The 20,857-nt window shown below is 58.4% G+C and carries 17 protein-coding genes; 8 read left to right on the top strand and 9 right to left on the bottom strand.

Going from position 1 to position 20,857, the window contains the following annotated elements; genetic code table 11:
* Window positions 1-38 precede the first annotated feature (38 nt).
* From ACXYMP_RS01780 to cysQ, 3 genes are read right to left on the bottom strand one after another with little or no spacing between them, the layout of a single operon-like run.
* Complete coding sequence (locus ACXYMP_RS01780) at window positions 39-1,277, bottom strand: glycosyltransferase family 2 protein (RefSeq protein WP_458903950.1); 1,239 nt, start codon at window positions 1,275-1,277, stop codon at window positions 39-41.
* Window positions 1,274-2,077 (bottom strand): 3-deoxy-manno-octulosonate cytidylyltransferase, encoded by an 804-nt coding sequence (locus ACXYMP_RS01775; protein WP_458903948.1) that lies wholly within the window; start codon window positions 2,075-2,077, stop codon window positions 1,274-1,276. The genes ACXYMP_RS01780 and ACXYMP_RS01775 overlap by 4 nt, the downstream gene beginning before the upstream one ends.
* Before the next feature lie 4 nt (window positions 2,078-2,081).
* Window positions 2,082-2,852, bottom strand: a complete 771-nt coding sequence (cysQ, locus tag ACXYMP_RS01770) for a 3'(2'),5'-bisphosphate nucleotidase CysQ (RefSeq protein ID WP_458905288.1) — start codon at window positions 2,850-2,852, stop codon at window positions 2,082-2,084.
* Between the two features lie 160 nt (window positions 2,853-3,012).
* On the opposite strand from cysQ, the gene ACXYMP_RS01765 reads away from it, so the two are divergent.
* Window positions 3,013-3,834, top strand: coding sequence for an ABC transporter permease (locus ACXYMP_RS01765; protein ID WP_298566941.1), 822 nt, complete (start codon window positions 3,013-3,015; stop codon window positions 3,832-3,834).
* Window positions 3,835-3,853: 19 nt separating this feature from the next.
* Here ACXYMP_RS01765 and ACXYMP_RS01760 read toward each other — a convergent pair whose 3' ends face one another.
* The gene (locus tag ACXYMP_RS01760; protein WP_298566940.1) at window positions 3,854-4,474 is read right to left on the bottom strand and encodes an alpha-ketoglutarate-dependent dioxygenase AlkB family protein; all 621 of its coding nucleotides are present in this window, start codon (window positions 4,472-4,474) and stop codon (window positions 3,854-3,856) included.
* Between the two features lie 194 nt (window positions 4,475-4,668).
* On the opposite strand from ACXYMP_RS01760, the gene dnaK reads away from it, so the two are divergent.
* The 3 genes from dnaK (at window position 4,669) to radC (ending at window position 8,616) form a co-directional block, all read left to right on the top strand.
* Window positions 4,669-6,582, top strand: coding sequence for a molecular chaperone DnaK (gene dnaK / locus ACXYMP_RS01755; protein ID WP_298566938.1), 1,914 nt, complete (start codon window positions 4,669-4,671; stop codon window positions 6,580-6,582).
* A gap of 65 nt (window positions 6,583-6,647) precedes the next feature.
* Window positions 6,648-7,790 carry a molecular chaperone DnaJ gene (gene dnaJ, locus ACXYMP_RS01750; RefSeq protein ID WP_458903945.1) on the top strand — a complete coding sequence of 381 codons (1,143 nt, stop codon included), beginning with the start codon at window positions 6,648-6,650 and terminating at the stop codon, window positions 7,788-7,790.
* A gap of 52 nt (window positions 7,791-7,842) precedes the next feature.
* A complete protein-coding gene (radC, locus tag ACXYMP_RS01745) occupies window positions 7,843-8,616 on the top strand; it encodes a RadC family protein (protein WP_458903942.1) in 774 nt (257 codons plus the stop codon).
* A gap of 3 nt (window positions 8,617-8,619) precedes the next feature.
* On the opposite strand, the gene ACXYMP_RS01740 is transcribed toward radC, so the two are convergent.
* Together ACXYMP_RS01740 and secA are read right to left on the bottom strand one after the other, a co-directional pair.
* Window positions 8,620-10,179 (bottom strand): phosphate ABC transporter substrate-binding/OmpA family protein, encoded by a 1,560-nt coding sequence (locus tag ACXYMP_RS01740; protein WP_458903940.1) that lies wholly within the window; start codon window positions 10,177-10,179, stop codon window positions 8,620-8,622.
* An 87-nt stretch (window positions 10,180-10,266) separates the two neighbouring features.
* Window positions 10,267-12,939: a preprotein translocase subunit SecA gene (gene secA / locus ACXYMP_RS01735; RefSeq protein ID WP_458903938.1), complete on the bottom strand. Its 2,673-nt coding sequence runs from the start codon at window positions 12,937-12,939 to the stop codon at window positions 10,267-10,269.
* Window positions 12,940-13,120: 181 nt separating this feature from the next.
* Between secA and ACXYMP_RS01730 the strand changes: the two genes are divergently transcribed.
* The 4 genes from ACXYMP_RS01730 to ACXYMP_RS01715 all read left to right on the top strand — a co-directional run bounded on the left by ACXYMP_RS01730 (window position 13,121) and on the right by ACXYMP_RS01715 (window position 15,974).
* Window positions 13,121-14,005 carry a peptidylprolyl isomerase gene (locus tag ACXYMP_RS01730; RefSeq protein ID WP_298566934.1) on the top strand — a complete coding sequence of 295 codons (885 nt, stop codon included), beginning with the start codon at window positions 13,121-13,123 and terminating at the stop codon, window positions 14,003-14,005.
* Between the two features lie 18 nt (window positions 14,006-14,023).
* Window positions 14,024-15,325 carry a bifunctional glutamate N-acetyltransferase/amino-acid acetyltransferase ArgJ gene (gene argJ / locus ACXYMP_RS01725; protein WP_458903933.1) on the top strand — a complete coding sequence of 434 codons (1,302 nt, stop codon included), beginning with the start codon at window positions 14,024-14,026 and terminating at the stop codon, window positions 15,323-15,325.
* Between the two features lie 21 nt (window positions 15,326-15,346).
* On the top strand, window positions 15,347-15,745 hold the full coding sequence (gene mutT, locus ACXYMP_RS01720) for an 8-oxo-dGTP diphosphatase MutT (RefSeq protein ID WP_298566932.1): 399 nt from the start codon (window positions 15,347-15,349) through the stop codon (window positions 15,743-15,745).
* A gap of 88 nt (window positions 15,746-15,833) precedes the next feature.
* Complete coding sequence (locus ACXYMP_RS01715) at window positions 15,834-15,974, top strand: hypothetical protein (protein ID WP_298566931.1); 141 nt, start codon at window positions 15,834-15,836, stop codon at window positions 15,972-15,974.
* A 100-nt stretch (window positions 15,975-16,074) separates the two neighbouring features.
* Here ACXYMP_RS01715 and infB read toward each other — a convergent pair whose 3' ends face one another.
* Genes infB through nusA form a run of 3 tightly spaced genes read right to left on the bottom strand, consistent with a single transcriptional unit; the run spans window position 16,075 to window position 20,857 of the window.
* Window positions 16,075-18,579 carry a translation initiation factor IF-2 gene (gene infB, locus ACXYMP_RS01710; protein WP_298566929.1) on the bottom strand — a complete coding sequence of 835 codons (2,505 nt, stop codon included), beginning with the start codon at window positions 18,577-18,579 and terminating at the stop codon, window positions 16,075-16,077.
* A complete protein-coding gene (locus tag ACXYMP_RS01705; protein WP_458903930.1) occupies window positions 18,576-19,214 on the bottom strand; it encodes an RNA-binding protein in 639 nt (212 codons plus the stop codon). The genes infB and ACXYMP_RS01705 overlap by 4 nt, the downstream gene beginning before the upstream one ends.
* Window positions 19,215-19,237: 23 nt before the next feature.
* Window positions 19,238-20,857, bottom strand: coding sequence for a transcription termination factor NusA (gene nusA, locus ACXYMP_RS01700; protein ID WP_458903928.1), 1,620 nt, complete (start codon window positions 20,855-20,857; stop codon window positions 19,238-19,240).

The following is a 20,857-nucleotide window of genomic DNA, read 5'->3' as shown; positions in this document are numbered from 1 at the left end:
TAAATTCCCTGAACGTCTATTGTTAAACTTTGGCCATATCATGGCGTTTGGTTGCTGGTTTTGAGCATAACAAGTGATGCCCATTCCTTTTTCACACGCGCCCGAAAGCTTGTTCTTTGAAGAAGCGGGTCGGATCGCTTGGTTCGCCCAAACAGGCCGCCCGAAACCTCCCACCAGCCGCCATCTGTGAACATCACGCGCAACGGGCGCGCGCTGGGCGACAGCAAGATCAGAGTCACCACGGACCCCTCCTTCACCATTTTGCGGGCTTGTCGTCGCAACCGAAACGCCTGCCAGCTTCGCCCGGCCAACTTCACAGATTGTGCGGTCGGTGGCGCGGACTGGAACGGCGCGAAAGCAGCGCCCGAGCAGGCGCGCGCGGGCAGGGGCACCAGATCGCGCGCAAGACCCTCGGACCAGCCGGTGCGGAAGGTCGCCAAAAGCGGTGCAATCTGGCCCGGCTCCAACCGCCCTTCAACCATATGGGTCAGCAGCCTTTGTCGCTGGGTGCGTTCATGGCGCGTGTAATCACTGTCCAGTCCCTTGGCGCCGGGGTATTTGCGTGAAAAGACCGCGCAACTGGCACCGATTTGCGTCAGGTCACGCGGGGTGCGGGCCTGCGTCCTGCCTGAGTTGGCTGCAAACCCATGATGCACCTGCGCCAACGGCACAACTGCAACAGTAGCCTTGATCTGCGCCAGCCGCATGTTCAGATCAGTTTCATCCAGGAAATATCGAAAGGCAGGGTCAAAACCGCCCAGCGCGTTCAGCGCATCACGCCGAATGGCGAAGTTTGTGCCTTCGGTCTTGATGGCAAAGCCGTGGTGGGTCTTGAACAGCTGCGGGGTGTCGCCGTCGATTGGCACCTCCCCCTCGGTTCCGATGTCATCAAGGCGGCGGCCCTGCCACTGGAACGAGACACCGTTGCGCGCCCGCACATAGCCACCCGCCGCCGTGACATCGGGATCGCTGAAGGGCGCGCAGAGGTGGGTCAGCCAAGTCGGCTCTGGCACCGCATCATCGTCAATGAAGGCCACAATATCGCCCGCAGCTTGCGAAAGCCCCAGATTGCGCGCGACCGAGATATTTTGCTGATCGCAGTCTACAACCTTGACCGGCCAGTCACCTGCACGCACCAGTTCGGCGCTGGCCGGGTCGGCGACAACAATGACTTCGTAGGCCGGGTGAAAAAGTTGACCAATGCCCGCAAGGCAGCGCTTCAGGTCGCGCGGACGATGCCGACTGACCACGATGACACTGACCGATGGCGTTGTCATTCCATGCCCAGCTCGGTCAAGATCGCTTCGATCCGCGGCACGTCTTCGGGGTTGTTCAGCTCCCAGAACTGGCGACCCCGCGACTTGACCTCGACACACTGGACGGGGTGTTCGCGTTCTAGAAACCTGAGCTGCTCCAGCCCTTCCAGCTGCTCCAGCGGGCCGGGTGCCCAGTGCGGATACGCCGCCAGCGCAGAGGGGCGATAGGCATAGACACCAACGTGGTGAAAGACCGGGGTGGGCTGCGTATCGGTCCAGCCGTTACCCTCGGTATGCGGAATGACCTCTTTCGAGAAGTAGAGCGCCTTGCCTTCCGCACCGAAGACCGCCGTTGTGCCACCAACCCGCCCGGCCCGGCGATCCTCAAGGAAGCCCGTCAGAGCGCGACCATCACAGCGCAGGACCGGTGTGGCGACTTCTGCAGTGGGATGGGCGTCCAGCCCGGCGACCAGATCTTCGACGAACCAATGCGGTGTCAGGGGTGCATCCCCCTGAAGGTTTACCACGGTATCGAACCCACCACCCAGCGCGTCCAAAGCCTCGGCGCATCGCTCGGTGCCGTTTGCACAGTGTGGCGAGGTCATGACGACCTCGGCGCCGAAGCCATTGGCCTCGTCTTTGATGCGATCGTCATCTGTAGCCACGACGATACGGTCAACACCCTGCACCGCCTGCGCTGCGTCCCAACTGCGGCGCACCAGCGACTTGGCCACGCCCGTCGCCCCGCGCAGCGGCACAAGCGCCTTTCCCGGATACCGGACCGACGCGAAGCGTGCAGGAATAACGATCAGCGTGGCCATTGCGTCACGCCTTCTTCAACTCGACGCCGCGCGCATGGGCGATGAAAAAGGGGTTCTCATAAATCGGCTTGCCGTAGGTCAGGGGGCTGTGATCATCAAACCGCACCACCTCTCCGCCTGCGCCTTTCAAGACAGCATGACCCGCGGCCGTATCCCATTCCATCGTGCGCCCGACGCGGGGATAGATGTCCGCCTCGCCGGTGGCGACAAGGCAAAATTTTAGCGAACTTCCGGCCGAGGTCATGTCCTTGACCGCATATTTGTTGATGTAGTCATCCGTGGCCTGATCGCGGTGCGATTTCGACGCGACAACAACAAGGTTCGCGTTGTCCGGGGTCGAAACGGCAATCGGAGACAAGGTGCCAATCGCGGTTTTGTCGAATGGCCCTTGTTCTTCAACGCTGGCTCCATCGGCACGGGTGAAAAACATTCGTCCTTTGGCAGGGGCATAGACGACCCCGCGAATGGGCATCCCGTCCCGAACATAGGCAATGTTGACGGTGAAATCGCCACGACGGTGAATAAACTCCTTCGTGCCATCCAATGGATCAACGATCAAAAACGCGCTGGCCTGTTCGCTGTGGCTGTCGGCTTGTTCTTCGGTCACCAGCAACACGTCGGGAAAGGCCGCGCGCAAACCTGCCGAAATCAGCGCATCTGCCGCTTCGTCAGCGGCGGTCACCGGGCTGTCATCGGATTTGGCGCGCACATCGAAATCATCCGAGTTGTAGATCTCCATGATCACATCCCCAGCTTCCAATGCCAGCTTGCGCATCTCGGTTTCCAATAGGTCGAAATTCAAAGGTAAGCTCCTTGATAAAGTGGTGCGCACGGTAGAGTTGCTAACAAATGTCTGCTCTCTTATGATCTTTGGGTAAAGGAACGGCAAGAATTCCCTGCTAAAAAAGAGCGTGTCCTAGGCACAAGGCAGCAAGATGTTTGAAACACAGACCAACCGGTCACGCTTCACGGTCTTTTTTTCCGTGCTGGAAGTGATCTATCATGCCACGGTATTCAGCCTGCGCCGGACGCATACCAATGCGGTTATCGGACTGCTTCTGAATATCGTTCAAACCATGATGCTTGTCGCTGTTTTCTATTTGATGTTTGTCGTCCTTGGTCTGCGAAGCAGCGCGATCCGGGGTGATTTTCTGCTCTATATCCTGTCCGGCATCTTCATGTTCATGGCAAACACGAAGACGCTTCAGGCCGTATACAAGACGGATGGCCCGACAGCTGCGATGATGCAGCACGGTCCGATGAACACGTTGGTTTCCATCGTTTCGGCTGCGCTTGGCGCGCTGTACACACAGATCTTGTCGGTGACGGTAGTTCTGACGGTCTACTCGTTGGCTTTCAAACCCGTCGAGATCTACGATATGAGCGGCACGTTTCTGATGTTGCTGCTGGCTTGGTTCAACGGCGCCGCGATCGGTGTTGTCTTTCTGGCGCTGAAACCTTGGTTCCCAAAGTTCTCGTCGATTGCAACACGGCTGTATACACGGGCCAACATGTTTGCCTCGGGCAAGATGTTCGTTGCGAATGCGATGCCCGGCTATGTGCTGGTGATGTTCACGTGGAACCCGCTGTTCCACATCATCGACCAAGCGCGTGGATTTGCGTTCATCAACTACAATCCGCACTATTCCAACTGGCTCTATCCGCTGGTTTTGTCATTCGTATTGCTGTTTTTGGGGTTGATGGGGGAAAGCCACGGCCGCAGACATGCCTCGATCAGTTGGAACGCGCGCGGATAATCATTGCCTGCGCCACCGCTTATTGGTCCACTACCCTAAGCGTCAGGTTGAGCCGACCATGGCCCTTCAGGAGGTCCGACGATCCAAACCGTAGCCTGTCGATCCCGTGATAAGCCAAGCGCGCATCGCCCCCGATGACCAAAACATCACCCGAACCAAGCCACGCGGACTTGGTCGGCCCGCCACGTTGGGTGCCGCCGATGCGAAACAGGGCGTCGTCGCCCAGGCTGATCGAAACGACCGGGTGTGAAAAGTCGCCTTCGTCGCGATCTTGATGCATCCCCATCCGCGCGCCTTCGCTGTAGAAGTTTATCAAACAGCAATCGGGCATCCGCGTTTGCCCGCTGACCGCGCTCCAAACCGCAAGCACGCCTGCAGGAATGTCAGGCCAGGCCGCCCCCGTTGGATGCGTCGGCTCATAGCGATACCCCTTGCGGTCGGACACCCACCCCAAGCGACCCGCCGAGGTCATGCGCACTGACATTTCCTTGCCTGATGCGGTCACCGGATGGAAAAGCGGCGCTTTTTTAACGATGCCGCGGATATCTGACACCAGCGCTTCTTGTTCGTCGCGATCAAGCATTTCCTTGAAAATCTTCGCGCCTCCCAGATCAAGCGCGGGCTGTTCATGCGCAAACATGGTCAAAACTCCGAAAATGACTCACTTTTTTAGACTTATATCCTCCTCGGAAAGCTTGCAGGCCCGTTTCCCCCTACTTATATACCCCGAGACGCCGGATCAGGACACGCCTGATCGGTCAGAAATCTGGGATCAAGGGGCCGGTGCTTTTCAAGGTCGGCTCCCACAACATCGCCTAAGAGAGGATTTTGAGCATGGCCAAAGTCATTGGTATCGACCTCGGCACCACGAACTCCTGTGTTGCCATCATGGACGGCTCGCAACCGCGAGTCATTGAAAACTCGGAAGGGACGCGCACAACCCCTTCGATCGTCGCGTTCAAAAACGACGAACGCCTTGTGGGCCAGCCGGCAAAACGCCAGGCGGTCACCAACCCCGACAACACCGTCTTCGCCGTGAAGCGCCTGATTGGCCGCAACATGCAAGACCCGGCTGTCGAGAAAGATAAGAAGCTTGTCCCCTACGCCATCGTCGATGGCGGCAATGGTGACGCGTGGGTCGAAGCGGCTGGGCAGAAATATTCGCCCTCGCAGATCTCGGCGTTCATTCTGGGCAAGATGAAAGAAACGGCGGAAAGCTATCTTGGTGAAGAAGTGACGCAAGCCGTCATCACCGTTCCTGCCTATTTCAACGACGCCCAACGTCAGGCCACGAAAGACGCCGGCAAAATCGCTGGCCTTGAAGTGCTGCGGATCATCAACGAGCCGACCGCTGCTGCGCTGGCTTATGGTCTGGACAAGAAAGAAACGCAAACCATCGCGGTCTATGACCTTGGTGGCGGTACGTTCGACGTGACCATTCTGGAAATCGACGACGGCCTGTTCGAAGTGAAATCGACCAACGGCGACACGTTCCTTGGTGGTGAAGACTTCGACATGCGCATCGTTCAGTATCTGGTCGATGAGTTCAAAAAGGAAAACCAGGTTGATCTGTCGAAAGACAAGATGGCTCTGCAGCGCCTGAAAGAAGCCGCTGAGAAAGCCAAGATCGAACTGTCCAGCTCGTCGCAGACCGAAATCAACCAGCCCTTCATCTCGATGGGCTCGGATGGCTCGCCCTTGCACATGGTCATGAAGCTGACCCGCGCCAAGCTGGAAAGCCTTGTGTCAGACCTGATCAAGCGCTCGATGAAGCCTTGCCAAGCCGCGTTGAAAGACGCTGGCCTGTCCAAGGATGACATCGACGAAGTGGTTCTGGTCGGCGGGATGACCCGTATGCCGAAAGTGATTGAAGAGGTCACCAAATTCTTCGGCAAGGAACCCCACAAGGGTGTGAACCCGGACGAAGTGGTTGCCATGGGCGCTGCCATTCAGGCTGGCGTTCTGCAAGGCGACGTCAAAGACGTTGTTCTGCTGGACGTGACACCTTTGTCGCTGGGTATCGAAACTCTGGGTGGTGTGTTCACACGCCTGATCGACCGCAACACGACGATCCCGACCAAGAAGTCGCAGATCTTCTCGACCGCGGAAGACAACCAGAACGCCGTGACCCTGCGGGTGTTCCAAGGTGAACGTGAAATGGCTGCGGACAACAAGATCCTTGGTCAGTTCAACCTTGAAGACATCCCGCCCGCCCCGCGCGGCCTGCCTCAGATCGAGGTGACCTTCGACATTGACGCCAACGGCATCGTAGAAGTGGGCGCCAAGGACAAAGGCACCGGCAAAGAGCACAAGATCACCATCCAAGCGTCCGGTGGTCTGTCGGATGACGACATCGAAGCCATGGTGAAAGACGCCGAAGCCAACGCCGACGCCGACAAAGAGCGCAAAGAGCTTGTCGAAGCCAAGAACCAGGCTGAGAGCCTCATCCATTCGACCGAGAAGTCGATGGAAGAGCATAACGACAAGGTCGACCCGACCACGATCGAAGCGATCGAGCTGGCAATTGCCGCGCTGAAGGATGTGATGGAAGAAGACAATGCCGACAAGATCAAGTCCGGCATCCAGAACGTCACCGAAGCCGCCATGAAGTTGGGCGAGGCGATCTATAAGTCGCAGCAGGAAGAAGCGGCTGGCGAAGAACCCGAAGACGCCGGTGGCCCTTCGGCGGTGGATGACGACATTGTCGACGCCGACTTCGAAGACCTCGACGACGACAAAAAACGCTAAGTCGGTTCAGGTAACGGGTGGGGCTGCATGGCGGCCCTACCCCCTCCTTATTGGAGACTTCCCTAATGTCAAAACGTGACTATTACGAGGTTCTGGGTGCGTCCAAGGGCGCATCTGCGGACGAGCTGAAGAAAGCTTATCGCAAGAAGGCGAAAGAGCTTCACCCGGACCGCAATTCGGACAATCCAGATGCCGAAGCACAGTTCAAAGAGGTAAACGAAGCCTACGAAGTCCTGAAAGACGCCGACAAGAAAGCGGCCTATGACCGGTTTGGCCACGCTGCCTTCGATGGTGGTATGGGCGGTCGGCCCGGTGGCGGACACCCCGGTGGCAATGGCGATTTCGCCAGCGCCTTCTCGGACGTGTTCGACGATCTGTTTGGCGATTTCATGGGCGGCCGTGGTGGCGGACGCGCGCGCGCGCAACGTGGGTCGGATCTTAGATACAACCTGCGCGTCTCGCTTGAAGACGCCTTTGCGGGGCTGCAAAAAACGATCGTCGTTCCCACGTCGGTTGCCTGCGAGGAATGCGAAGGAACCGGGGCCGAAGCTGGCGCCGAACCGACCATGTGTCCGACCTGTTCAGGTATGGGTAAAGTCCGCGCACAACAGGGCTTTTTCACCGTCGAACGCACATGCCCCACCTGTCAGGGCACCGGTCAGATGATCCAGAACCCCTGCAAAAGTTGTGGTGGTGCCGGCCGGAAAGAAAAGGAACGGTCGCTGTCCGTCAACATCCCGGCTGGTGTTGAAACCGGCACACGCATTCGTCTGGCGGGCGAAGGCGAAGCTGGAATGCGGGGCGGTCCGACGGGTGATCTTTACATCTTCATCGATGTCGCCGAGCACCCGATTTTCGATCGCGAAGGCACGCATCTCCATTGCCGGGTTCCAGTTTCGATGAGCGCCGCAGCACTTGGCGGTGATATCGAAGTGCCGACCATTGATGGCGGACGGTCGCGGGTGAAAATCCCGGCGGGCAGCCAATCGGGTCGCCAGATGCGCCTGCGGTCAAAGGGGATGCCCGGGCTGCGCGGCGGGGCACGCGGCGACATGTATATCGAGCTTGCGGTAGAAACGCCGGTCAACCTGACCACTCGCCAAAAAGAGCTACTGCGCGAGTTTGAAAAACTGTCGGAAGAGAATAACCCCGAAAGCACAAACTTTTTTTCGAAGGTTAAAAGCTTCTGGGATGGAATGAAGGGCTAACACCCTAGGGTTGTTAACTATTCATTCACCATTTCTGGTGCAGTCTGCTCTCATGACAGAGAGCAGACAATTCCAGTTCCAAGAGATGCCACAAGCGCTGTTCGACACGGACGAAGCACCCGCCCTTCCGGTGCAAAACGTGGGCGGCAAATTGCCCTCGTATATCAAGGACCATCGCAAACGGTTGCGTGAACGGTTCATGGAAGGTGGCGCGCAAGCGATGCCGGATTATGAGTTGCTGGAGCTTGTGCTGTTCCGCGCCATTCCCCGTCGCGATGTGAAGCCGCTGGCGCGTGTATTGCTGGACACGTTCGGCGACTTCAACCGGGTGATAACGGCCCCTCTGCAGCGCCTGCGTGCCATTCCTGGCATTGGCGATGCTGTCATCACCGAACTGAAAGTCGTCGAAGCTGCAGCCCACCGCATGGCGCGTAGCCGGGTGATCCAGCGACACGTCATTTCATCATGGGATGCGGTGCTGGACTACTGTCACACCACGATGGCGCACCGGGATACCGAACAATTTCGCGTGCTATTTCTGGATCGCAAGAACGTCCTGATCGCAGACGAAGAACAGGGGCAGGGCACCATAGACCACGTGCCGGTTTACCCGCGCGAAGTGGTGAAACGGGCGCTGGAGCTGAATGCCTCGGCAATCATTCTGGTGCACAACCACCCCTCTGGTGACCCGACCCCGTCAGACAGTGACATTCAGATGACCACGCAGGTCAATGATGCGGCAACGGCGCTGGGCATAACGCTGCATGATCACCTGATCATCGGAAAATCAACAGAGCTGAGCTTTCGCGGGTCAGGATATCTGTAGCGGTCAATTGACCCAGATTTCGACCCTACGGTTGACACCCCTACCCCAAGCGCTGTCATCACAGGCCATGGGCATTGCCTCGCCGAAAGCTTCGGCTTTCAGGGTGACGCGCGACAAGTCAAAGGCCTCTAGCTGCTCCAGCACAAGCGCTTTGACCGCCACGGCCCGCTTTCGCGCCAGGGATAGGTTTTGTTCGGCCGTCCCCTGACCGTCCGAGAACCCGACAAACACCAGTTCGCCTCCATCAAACCGCCCACTTTCAAGCGCTTTGGCCAACAAGGCGACGTTCGACCGGGATGGGGCGTTCAACAGCGTGGACCCGCCCTCGAACCGGAACGTGATCGACAAACGGTCTTTCCCGTCAAAACTATCGACCATGCGCTTAAGTTCGGTCAAAGAGACCTCGGTCCCAGCCGCTGTAATCGCGTTTGCCATCCGATCGCCTTGGTCGCGGATCGGAATGCGCATCAGTGCCTGATCAACAAATCCGGCGCGTCGGGTTACGAATTGCGCACTGTCGGTGCGCAGATAGGACAGAAGCTCGCGCGCCAAAAGCGGCATCCGGCGTTCGGGCAGGTAAAGATACATCGGCATGGTCAGGGGATAGTCCTCTGCCTTGATCGTTTGCGATGATGCTTCGACCTCGAAACCACACGCGCCGGTCAGTTGCACCACCTCGCCGTTGCCCGGCTGCATGAACGAGGTGATTGCAATACCGAAAGGATCACGAGCAACCGCATCCGCCAGCGCCTTGTTCGACGGATGAAACCGCACGCGGTCGGACAGGCTGACCCCATTCGCCGAAATCACATCTTTCATGAACACCGGGCCGAAACCTTCTTCGATATCCATGAGATAGGGCGTGATCGGCGCGTCTTCGCCTCCAAGTTCCTTCCAGTTTCGGATCTTGCCGGCATATATCGCCGCCAGTTGATTGATGGACAGTTTCGTCACCGGATTGCCGGGCGAAACGATCGGCACCAGGGCATCCAGCGCAATCACGCGGCTTTGGCGTGCAATGCGCAGATCACCCAAACCGGCCTCGCGCGCCATGCTGCGTTCACGGGTCGAGGCCTGTCGCATGGACAGCACCATATCCGCCTGTTGCCCAAGAAGATCGGCGAAGCCTTCAGCGCTGGTGGTCAGCTTGATGGTGATCCGCGCCGCTTCTTGGCCAGAACTGCCCTCGTAGAGGGTATAAAGCGTGCCAATGCCGATCAGTTCTTCCCGTTTCAGAGCGTAACCCTGCCGAAGCGCGAACCCCTCGACAAGTGCTGGAAACAGGACCGCCCCCATGCTGTGCGCGCCGGAAATGGTCAGATCAGCCACGTAAGGGCCCAGGCTGGGACACCCCGGCCCTTCGCAGGTTACTCCGGAGCCATCGACCGTAAGGATGCCGAACTCGGTATCAATGCGGTAAAACTCGCCGTCGAAAGTCAACAAAGTGCCGGTGAGCTCAATTGAACCGTCACGCGCGGTCAGCGTCACATCTTCAGCGCGGGCGGGAAACCCCGCCAGCAACGTCACACATGCAACCGCGAATATCGCGCGTAATGCGTTCATGATGCGCCCCGCCCCGGAAACTGGTTGGCACGATCATCCAAACCCATGCGCCAAATTTCAACCGAAGATACTCGCGACGCCACAGGATCAGGCCAGTCGCCCGTGACAATGCTTGAACTTCTTACCTGACCCACAGGGGCATTCTTCGTTGCGCGACGGGTTGCCCCATGTCGAAGGGTCATTTTCATTGAAGCCCTCCGCAGCATCCTGAGCATCATCAGCCGCTTTCGCCAAAGCTTGCTGCTGCTGGACCATTTGCTGCATCATTGCTTGCTGTTCTTCTTCGGACATCGGGCGAATTTGCGCCAACTTCTGCGTCACGTCTGCGCGCAACCCGTCCAAAAGGCCTTCGAACAGCTGGAAGGCCTCGGTCTTGTATTCATTCAACGGATCACGTTGGGCATAGCCACGAAACCCGACAACCGAACGAAGATGGTCAAGCGTCAAGAGATGCTCGCGCCACTTCCCGTCGATGGTTTGCAGCAAAAGCTGCTTTTCGATCGAGCGCATCGTTTCGGGGCCGAACTCTGCGGCTTTGCGCGCCATGAAGTCGTCGGACGCATCGTAGAGGCGTTCACGAATGGTATCGTCATCGACGCCTTCTTCTGCGGCCCAGTCGATAACCGGGGCTTCAAATCCAATGCTTTCAATCAGAGCGGCTTGCAGACCCTGCGTATCCCATTGATCTGCATAAGATTTTGGCGGCATGTAAGTGTCAACAAGGTCGTCGATAACCTGATGGCGCATATCTCCGATAATCTCGGACAGGTCTTCGGCTTGCATGATTTCCAGCCGCTGGCCAAAGATCGCCTTACGCTGGTCGTTCATAACGTCGTCAAACTTCAGAAGCTGCTTACGAATATCGAAGTTGCGGCCTTCGACTTTTGCCTGCGCGCGCTCCAGCGACTTGTTCACCCACGGGTGAATGATCGCCTCGCCCTCTTTCATGCCCAAGGTCGCCAGAACTTTTTCAAGCCGCTCGGATCCGAAAATCCGCATCAGGTCATCTTCGAGCGACAGGAGGAACGACGACCGGCCCGGGTCACCTTGACGGCCTGACCGGCCGCGAAGCTGGTTGTCGATACGACGGCTTTCGTGGCGTTCGGTGGCCAGAACAAACAGACCGCCGGCGTCTTTCACCGCTTGTTCATCCGCAGCGTGCGCCTCTTCAATGCGCGAGCGGATCTCGTCGGGGTTGCCGTCCGGATCTGCGGCGATGGCTTCCATCACTTTGAACTCGACGTTGCCGCCCAGTTTGATGTCGGTCCCGCGGCCCGCCATGTTGGTGGCGATGGTCACGGCACCCAGCTTGCCTGCGTCGGCCACGATCTGGGCTTCGCGTTCGTGCTGGCGGGCGTTCAAAACGTCATGTTTGATGCCCGCTTCGGTCAGCATTTTGGACAACTCCTCGGATTTCTCGATCGAAGTGGTCCCGACCAGCATAGGCTGACCTTTCTCATTTGACTTACGGATTTCTTCAACAACCGCGGCGTATTTTTCGCGCGTGGTGCGATAGACCGCGTCATGGTCGTCAATCCGGGCAATCGGGCGGTTGGTTGGCACTTCGACAACACCCAGTCCGTAAATTTCGTCAAACTCGTCCGCTTCGGTCAACGCGGTGCCGGTCATGCCTGACAAGGTGCTGTAAAGACGGAAGTAGTTCTGAAATGTGACTGAGGCCAATGTCACATTCTCGGGCTGAGTCTTGCAGCCCTCCTTGGCCTCGATCGCTTGGTGAAGACCTTCGGCCAGACGCCGACCCGCCATCATGCGGCCGGTGAATTCGTCGATCAGAACGACCTCGCCATCGCGCACGATATAATCCTTGTCGCGCTGAAACAGCTTGTGGGCGCGCAGACCTTGGTTGATGTGGTGGACGATAGTGGTGCTTTCCGGGTCATATAGGGACTGCTCCGCGGGCAGCAGACCACGCGCGTGCAGGATCTCTTCGAGAAACTCGTTGCCTTCCTCGGTGAAGGTCGCGCCGCGGTTCTTTTCGTCGATCGTATAGTGTTCGTCCGTCAGTTCGGGGATCAGCGCGTCGATGGTGACGTAAAGATCTGACCGATCCTCGGACGGGCCGGAAATGATCAGCGGCGTCCGCGCTTCGTCGATCAGGATCGAGTCGACCTCGTCCACGACGGCGAAATTATGCCCACGCTGATACATGTCCTTCAGGTCGGATTTCATATTGTCGCGCAGATAGTCGAAGCCAAGTTCGTTGTTGGTGGCATAGGTGATGTCGGACGCATAGGCCGCACGCTTTTCGTCATCGGCCTGATGGGGGTAAACGACACCGGTGGTCAGACCCAGCGCGCCATAGACCTTGCCCATCCATTCGGCATCACGTTTGGCCAGATAGTCGTTCACGGTCACGATATGAACGCCTTTGCCCGACAGCGCGTTCAGATAGGCCGGGAATGTGGCGACAAGGGTCTTACCTTCACCGGTCTTCATCTCGGCGATGTTGCCTCGGTGCAGGAATATGCCCCCCATCAACTGGGTGTCAAAAGCCCGCAGGCCCAGCGCGCGCTTGGCCCCTTCGCGGCAGTTGGCAAATGCTTCAGGCAGGATCGCGTCCAGTTTTTCGCCGTCGCAGACGCGTTTCTTGAACTCTTCGGTCTTGGCGATGATCGCGTCATCGGTCAGTGCGGCGAATTCTTCTTCCAGCGCATTGATCTTTTCAATGATTGGCCGTGTCGATTTGATCAATCGGTCGTTCTGGGTCCCGAAGACCTTGCGCGCGATTTTTCCAAGCATGTTTTTTGTGCCTCAATGCGGTTCTGACGCTGGTGTGACCAGAGGGAACTTGCCCGTCCCTGTCCAGCCGCCTATCTAGTTGCTCAAGAACCTACGCTCTCAAGCCTTCCAGCGATGTAAGCGTCGGGTGGAAAACTGTCAATGTTGCCGGGGTCTCTGGCGTCTTTCGAGGATACTATTCATGTTGAAACGCAACGCATTTTTTGTCGGCGCCGCCATATCGGCCGCCATCGCCCTCCCCTTGGCTGCACAGGAAAACAGTACGCAAACCGAAACCGCCGTCGAAAAGATCGAAGTTCAGGGCGATACGGTGGTTGCCACGGTCAATGGCGACAAGATCACCATGGCGCATGTCGTCGCCGCACGCCTGACGTTGCCCGAGCAGTTTCAATCGCTGCCGGACGACGTTCTATTGCCCGGCATCGTCGAACAGCTGATCCAGCAGACCGTTCTGAGCCAAGCCCTGGGCGAGCTAAGCCGGCGCGCAGAGATTCAGCTTGAAAACCAACGCCGCGAGATCGTCGCCGCCGAAGTGATTGATGATGTCATGGCCGACGCCGTGTCCGACGAGGCGCTGCAAGCCGCCTATGACGCTGAATATGCGGGTGCCGAACCCAGCAAGGAATTCAACGCCTCGCACATCCTTGTCGAAGAAGAAGACAAGGCCAAGGAGTTGATCGCCGAGATCGAAGGTGGTGCTGATTTCGCTGAACTTGCCAAAGAGCATTCGACCGGTCCGTCGGGCCCAAATGGCGGTGAATTGGGGTGGTTCGGTCCGGGCATGATGGTCAAGCCGTTCGAAGACGCGGTGATGGAGCTTGAGGACGGTCAGATTGCGCCCCCGGTGCAGACCCAGTTTGGCTGGCACGTGGTCAAGTTGAACGAAACCCGGATGAAGGGTGCCCCCGAGCTGGACGAGGTGCGTGAGGAGCTCGCTTCGAAAATTCAAAGTGACGCTGTCGATATTGCCCTGCAAAAGCTGCTGGATGCGGCGACAATTGATCGGATCGAGCTTGAAGGGATCGACGCGGCCGCGTTGCGTGATATGACGCTTCTGGACAACTAAGTCGCGAAGGAACCGGAAATGGGTAAGTCGGCGAAGATCAAGAAGCTCAAGAAAAAGCTGCGAAAGCTTAAGGCGCGCCTTGTTGCCGCTCAAACCCACACTGCAGCGGTGTCGCCTTTGGCGCCGCCGCGCTTTCCAGACCTGCCGGTCATTGCCGGTGCGCGGTTTTCAGCCGCCAAGGCTGGCGTGAAATACGCCGATCGGCTGGATGTCATGTTGGCCGAACTGCAACCCGGCACCACGATTGCGGGGGCCTTCACCACCTCGGCAACCCGGTCTGCCCCGGTTCGCGATTGTCAGGCCAAACTTGGCAGCGATCCCGCGTCGGGCGCGGCGATCTTGGTCAATGCAGGGAATTCGAACGCCTTTACAGGTGCGGCTGGTGATGAGTCTGTCGAAGCGCTGACCCAAAGCGTGTCCAGCGCCTTGTCAGTGCCCGAAAACAGGGTCTATTCCGCCTCAACTGGCGTGATAGGAGAGCCCCTGCCGCATGACCGGATCGTGGCTTGCATCGACGAACTTGCCGGCACGCTCGTGCCCGATGGGCTTTCCCAAGCAGCGCAAGCGATCCGAACCACGGACACGTTCGCGAAGGGTGCCAAAGCCGAGGTGAAGATCGGTGACCGCATCGTTCACATTGCAGGCATCGCAAAAGGCTCGGGCATGATTGCGCCTGATATGGCAACGATGTTGGTGTTCATCTTTACGGATGCGAAGATTGACCAGAATGACCTGCAAGCCATGCTGTCTGATTTAAACGAAACCAGCTTCAACAGCATTACCGTCGATAGCGACACCTCGACCTCGGACACGCTTCTTCTTGCGGCCACCGGCGCTTCGGACGTCCAGGTCACACAGGACAACCAGCCGTTCCGCGCGGCCCTTCACAGCGTCATGCTGGATCTTGCCCATCAAGTCGTGCGCGACGGCGAAGGGGCGACGAAATTCGTCGAGATTCGCGTGGCTGGGGCCAGATCCTACACCGATGCACGCACGCATGCGCTGGCAATTGCAAACTCGCCACTGGTGAAAACCGCGATTGCGGGCGAAGACCCCAACTGGGGCCGTGTTGTGATGGCCATCGGGAAGTCAGGAGCTTATGCAGATCGTGACAAGCTATCGATCCGTTTTGGCGATATTCTGGTTGCCGAAAACGGCTGGGTTTCTCCGACCTATCGCGAAGAGGCTGGGGCGTCTTATATGCTGCAAGACGATCTTGTGATCGCTGTCGATCTGGGCGTTGGCGACGCCAATGCAACGGTTTGGACCTGCGACCTGACCCACGGATACATTCAGATCAACGCCGACTATCGGTCCTGATCGGCACGGAAAGGGGCTGCCATGAAAGTCGTTCTAGTCTCGGCCGTGGCGTTGATTGACCGCGATGGACGCGTGCTTCTGGCGCAGCGCCCAGAAGGGAAATCCATGGCTGGCCTGTGGGAGTTTCCGGGCGGCAAGGTCGAAGCCGGTGAAACACCCGAACACGCGCTGATCCGCGAACTGAAAGAGGAGCTTGGCATCGACACCTGGGCGTCGTGCCTTGCACCGCTGACCTTTGCCAGCCACAGCTATGATGATTTCCACTTGCTGATGCCGGTTTTTGCCTGTCGAAAATGGGACGGCCAACCGCAGCCGCAAGAAGGCCAAAAGCTTAGCTGGGCGCGCGTCAACCAGCTGCGTGACTATCCAATGCCCCCCGCAGATCTTCCCTTGATCCCCATTTTGCGCGATTGGCTGTAATCCGCTCAACACGGTCGGGTGTTAGGACTTGTTAACCGTTTCGTGCTAAGGTTGTTTCGCTATTACACCTGATAGGGGGAGATATCAGATGCTACGTACAATTTTGCTTGGAAGCTGCGTCATGGTTCAGGGTCAGTATCTGCGAAGCCTGCCGGACGGAAAAATCGTCGTCTTGGTCGAAGGGCACCAGTTTACCGGGCACCCGGTCGCGCAACGCAAAGCCGCCTGACGCAAGGTCGCAGAACCTGCGCACCACTCATAAAAAAGGGGACGGTATTCCGTCCCCTTTTGCGTTCTTTGATGCTGACCATTGGGTCGATCTAGCGTGATCACTCAAGCGAGCGTTCGACCTCTTCGCGTTCGAAGATTTCGATCACATCATCCGGGCGAATGTCATCATAGTTCTCAAATGCCATACCGCATTCCTGACCAGACTGAACTTCCTTCACCTCGTCTTTGAAGCGCTTGAGCGTCTTCAGCGTGCCTTCGTGGATCACCACGTTGTCGCGCAGAAGGCGAACACCAGCCGACCGGCGGGCAACCCCTTCGGTGACAAGACAACCGGCGACCTTGCCGACGCCCGACACCTTGAAGACCTCTTTGATCGCTGCGTAGCCAATGAAGTTCTCGCGCACCTCTGCGGACAGAAGGCCCGACGCTGCAGCTTTCACATCGTCAACAAGGTCGTAGATGATCGAGTAATAGCGGATCTCGACCCCTTTTTGGTTGGCGGAGTTGCGCGCTTGCGAATTGGCCCGAACGTTGAACCCGATCACTGGCGCACCCGAGGCTTCGGCCAAACCGATGTCGGATTCCGTGATCGCGCCGACACCATAGTGCAGAACGCGCACGCGCACTTCGTCGTTGCCGATCTTCTCCATCGCCTGAACGATGGCTTCGGCCGAACCCTGCACGTCGGCTTTGACCAGAATGGGCAGCTCGGCCACATCTTCGTCGGCCTTTGCTTTCGCCATCATCTGTTCAAGCGTGGTTGCAGCGCCCGCAGCAGCACGTTTGTCTTTCGCAGCCTGGTGGCGATATTCAGCAATCTCACGAGCCTGCGCTTCGGTTTCGACGACGTTCAGAACATCGCCGGCTTCGGGTGTGCCGTTCAGGCCAAGCACCTCGACCGGAACCGAAGGACCAGCCTCTTCGACGCGGTCCCCGTGATCGTTGACCAGTGCGCGGACTTTACCCCACTGTTCGCCAACGACGAAGATGTCGCCCAGCTTCAGCGTGCCATTCTGGACCAGCACGGTTGCCACCGGACCGCGACCCACATCAAGCTGTGCCTCGATCACGGCGCCAGCGGCAGCACGGTTCGGGTTGGCTTTCAGTTCAAGGATCTCGGCCTGAAGCGTAATCGCTTCCAGCAATTCGTCCAGACCCGCGCCCGTCACTGCGGACACTTCTACATCCTGCACGTCGCCGGACATCTTTTCGACGATCACTTCGTGTTGCAGCAACTCGGTGCGAACCTGATCCGGGTTAGCGGCAGGTTTGTCGCATTTGTTGATCGCGACGATCATCGGGACACCCGCCGCTTTCGCGTGGTTGATGGCCTCGATGGTCTGCGGCATGACCGAGTCGTCTGCCGCCACGACCAGAATGACGATATCCGTCACTTGAGCACCGCGCGCCCGCATCGACGTGAAGGCAGCGTGGCCGGGCGTGTCAAGGAAGCTCAAAAGCTTCCCGTCATCGGTTTTCACCTGATAGGCACCGATGTGCTGGGTGATGCCACCCGCTTCGCCGGCTGTCACTTTCGCGTTCCGGATCGCGTCCAGAAGCGAGGTTTTACCGTGGTCAACGTGACCCATGACGGTGATGACCGGCGGACGATCAACAAGATCTTCGCTTTTGTCTTCGACCATGTGGATGACGTCTTCAACGTCAGAATCGGACACGCGCACGACCTTGTGGCCGAACTCTTCGATGATCAGCTCGGCGGTGTCGGCATCAATGGTTTGGTTCTGCGTCACCATCATGCCCATATTCATGAGCGACTTCACAACGTCAGCGACGCGTTCGGCCATACGGTTGGCAAGCTCGGAGACCACGATGGCTTCCGGCAACTGAACGTCACGGATGACCTTTTCACGATCAACCTGTTCACCCATGGCTTTCTGCCGCGCGCGCTCCTGCTTGCGGCGCATCGAGGCGACGGAACGGTGACGATCACCACCGCCACGCAGTGCTTGATTCAGCGTCAGCTTGCCGGACCGACGGCCATCATCACGCCCAGCACCCTTGGTGTTGCGGTTTTGACGGTCAGCCGTTGGGCCGTTGCGGTCATCTTTCTTGCGCGGGCCCGAAGGTGCCTTGCCGGGGCCGCGTTGCTCGGCGGCCTGCGCGGCTGCGGGGTCAGCGGTCGGAGTCGGCTGCTTGGCGCGGGTCTTGGCCTCTTCGGCCTCCGCTTTCTTGCGCTCTTCGTCGGCAGCTTTCGCCTTCAACGCTTCTTCGCGCTCACGCTCTTCGCGCTCTTTGGTTTCTGCTTCTTCGCGGCGGCGGTTGCGATCTTCCTCGCGCGCCTTTTCTTCGGCGACGCGGGCTTCGGCTTCCTCGGTCTCGCGGGCTTTGGCAGCCTGCAAAGCTTTCATGCGGCGTTCAAGCTCGGCATCCGAGATACCGGCGGGCCGTTTCTTGGGATCACCAGCAGAGGGCGACGCGGCGCCAGCGCCTGAAGCCGCACCCGGCTTGGGCACGACAACGCGTTTGCGTTTCGTTTCGACCACGACATTCTTCGTCCGCCCATGGCTGAAGCTCTGCTTCACCTGACCGGGGCGAGCTCCGCCGCGCAGTCCCAGGGTCTTTTTACCGTCATTATCGCTCATCTGGTCTTCGTACCTTTCCGGTGACCGTTGCCACCGTCGTTGTCTTGCTCGCGCAGCGCCTGTAGTTTCTTGGCTTCCTCTACAACACGGGATGCCAAACCACCAGACGCAAGCGCGCCATGTATCACATTTTCACGGCCAAAGGCCATACCCAGCTCATTCGCCGTCAGGCAGGTAAAGAACCGGTCCTGACCCTGCGGCGGGCGCAGTTTTGACTTGCCCCGTTCGGACCCGTCAGACGCCTGGATCAAGACGGCAGCCTGTTCTTTAACAAGCCAGTCTTTCACCTTTTCGAACCCAGCGACCGCGCCCCCTGCTTTGCGGGCAAGGCTGATCAGGTGGACCACCCGTGCCGCCAACGCTTTTTCCAGCATGGGCAGCAAATCTTCAGGCACGATCACCTGCTGTTTCGCCGCGCGGGAAAAAAGCCCCTTTTTGGTGGCCTTCTCCAGCGCTGCGCGGTCGGCTGACACCCAGATCCCGCGCCCGGGCAGTTTTCCCAACAGGTCGGGAACCACACTTCCATCCGGCCCTACGACAAAACGGATCATCCCGGCCTTTGGCTGGGTTTCTCCGGTCGCTATACAGCGCCGTTCCGGCTCTTCCGGCCGATTTTTGTGGCCACCGCGCGTCATGCGCCGATCTCCGAGGCCTGCGATCAGGCCTCGGCCTCCACAGCTGCTTCTTCGGCGTCAGCGTCAGCTTCATCTGCCTCAAGCTCGGTTGGGTCAACCCAGCCCAGCATAATACGTGCGGTCATGACCATGTCCTGCGCCTGTTCCAGCGTTATGCCGAACTTCTCAAGCGAGCCATCATCTTTCGAGCGTTCGCCGTCCACGGTCGTCCAGCCGCCGGCCAGCTCCCAGTCCGCGCAGGTGGCGAAATCTTCCAGCGACTTCACGCCATCTTCGGCCAGCGCCTCGACCATCTGAGGGGTCAGACCCTCGAAGGCGATCAGGCTGTCTTCGACACCAAGCGCGCGGGCGTTTTCCAGCGCTTTCTTGTTCTGCGCTTCGATATAGTCGCGCGCACGGGCCTGAAGCTCTTCGGCCGTGGCATCATCAACACCGTCGATCACCAACAGCTCGTCTAGTTCCACATAGGCAACCTCTTCGAGGTTTGCAAAGCCTTCGGACACCAGAAGCTGGGCAAAGAACTCGTCCAGATCCAGCGTTTCCATGAACAGTTTGGTGCGTTCGGTAAACTCTGCCTGACGACGTTCGCTTTCTTCGGCTTCCGTCATGATGTCGATATCAAGATGCGTCAGCTGCGAGGCAAGACGCACGTTTTGACCGCGACGACCAATGGCCAGAGACAGCTGCTCATCAGGCACCACGACTTCGATCTTGCCGGCTTCTTCGTCCAGAACCACCTTCGACACCTCAGCAGGCTGAAGCGCGTTCACAAGGAAGGTCGGCTGGTCTTCGTTCCACGGGATGATGTCGATCTTTTCGCCCTGAAGCTCGTTCACCACGGCTTGCACACGCGAACCACGCATACCGACACAGGCACCGACGGGGTCGATCGAGTTGTCACACGAGATCACGGCAATCTTTGCGCGCGAACCGGGATCACGGGCGACGGCCTTGATTTCGATGATGCCGTCATAGATTTCCGGCACTTCCATCTTGAACAGCTCGGCCATGAACTCGGGTGCGGTGCGCGACAGGAAAATCTGCGGGCCGCGTGCTTCACGGCGCACATCCTTGATGTAGCAACGGATGCGGTCGTTCGGGCGATAGCTTTCGCGGCCGATCTTTTCGTTGCGGCGCAGGATCGCTTCGCCCGAGCCAACATCGACGATGACGTTGCCGTATTCTTCGCGCTTGACCTGACCGTTGATGATCGTGCCCACGCGGTCTTTGAATTCTTCGAACTGGCGGTCACGCTCGGCTTCGCGAACTTTCTGCAAGATCACCTGTTTGGCGGATTGGGCGGCGATCCGACCCATTTCAACCGGCGGCACTTCTTCGACCAGCTGGTCACCCACTTTGGGGTCATCCATATATTGTTTGGCCTGTTCGACTGTGAACTCGGCCTGATAGTTTTCCAGTTCCTCATCTTCGACCACGGTGCGCACACGGGTGAAGGTCGCGCGGCCCGTCTTGCGATCAATCGAGACACGAATGTCCATTTCCGCGCCGTAACGCGATTTGGCTGCCCGGGCGAGGCTTTCTTCCATGGCTTCGATGACCAAAACCGGGTCGATCATTTTTTCGCGGGCGACAGCTTCCGCGGTCTGGAGCAGCTCCAACTGGTTTGCAGACGTAATTGCCAT

It is taken from the genome of Aliiroseovarius sp. CAU 1755, from assembly GCF_054482655.1.
This window is presented reverse-complemented; position numbering and strand designations above follow the sequence as displayed.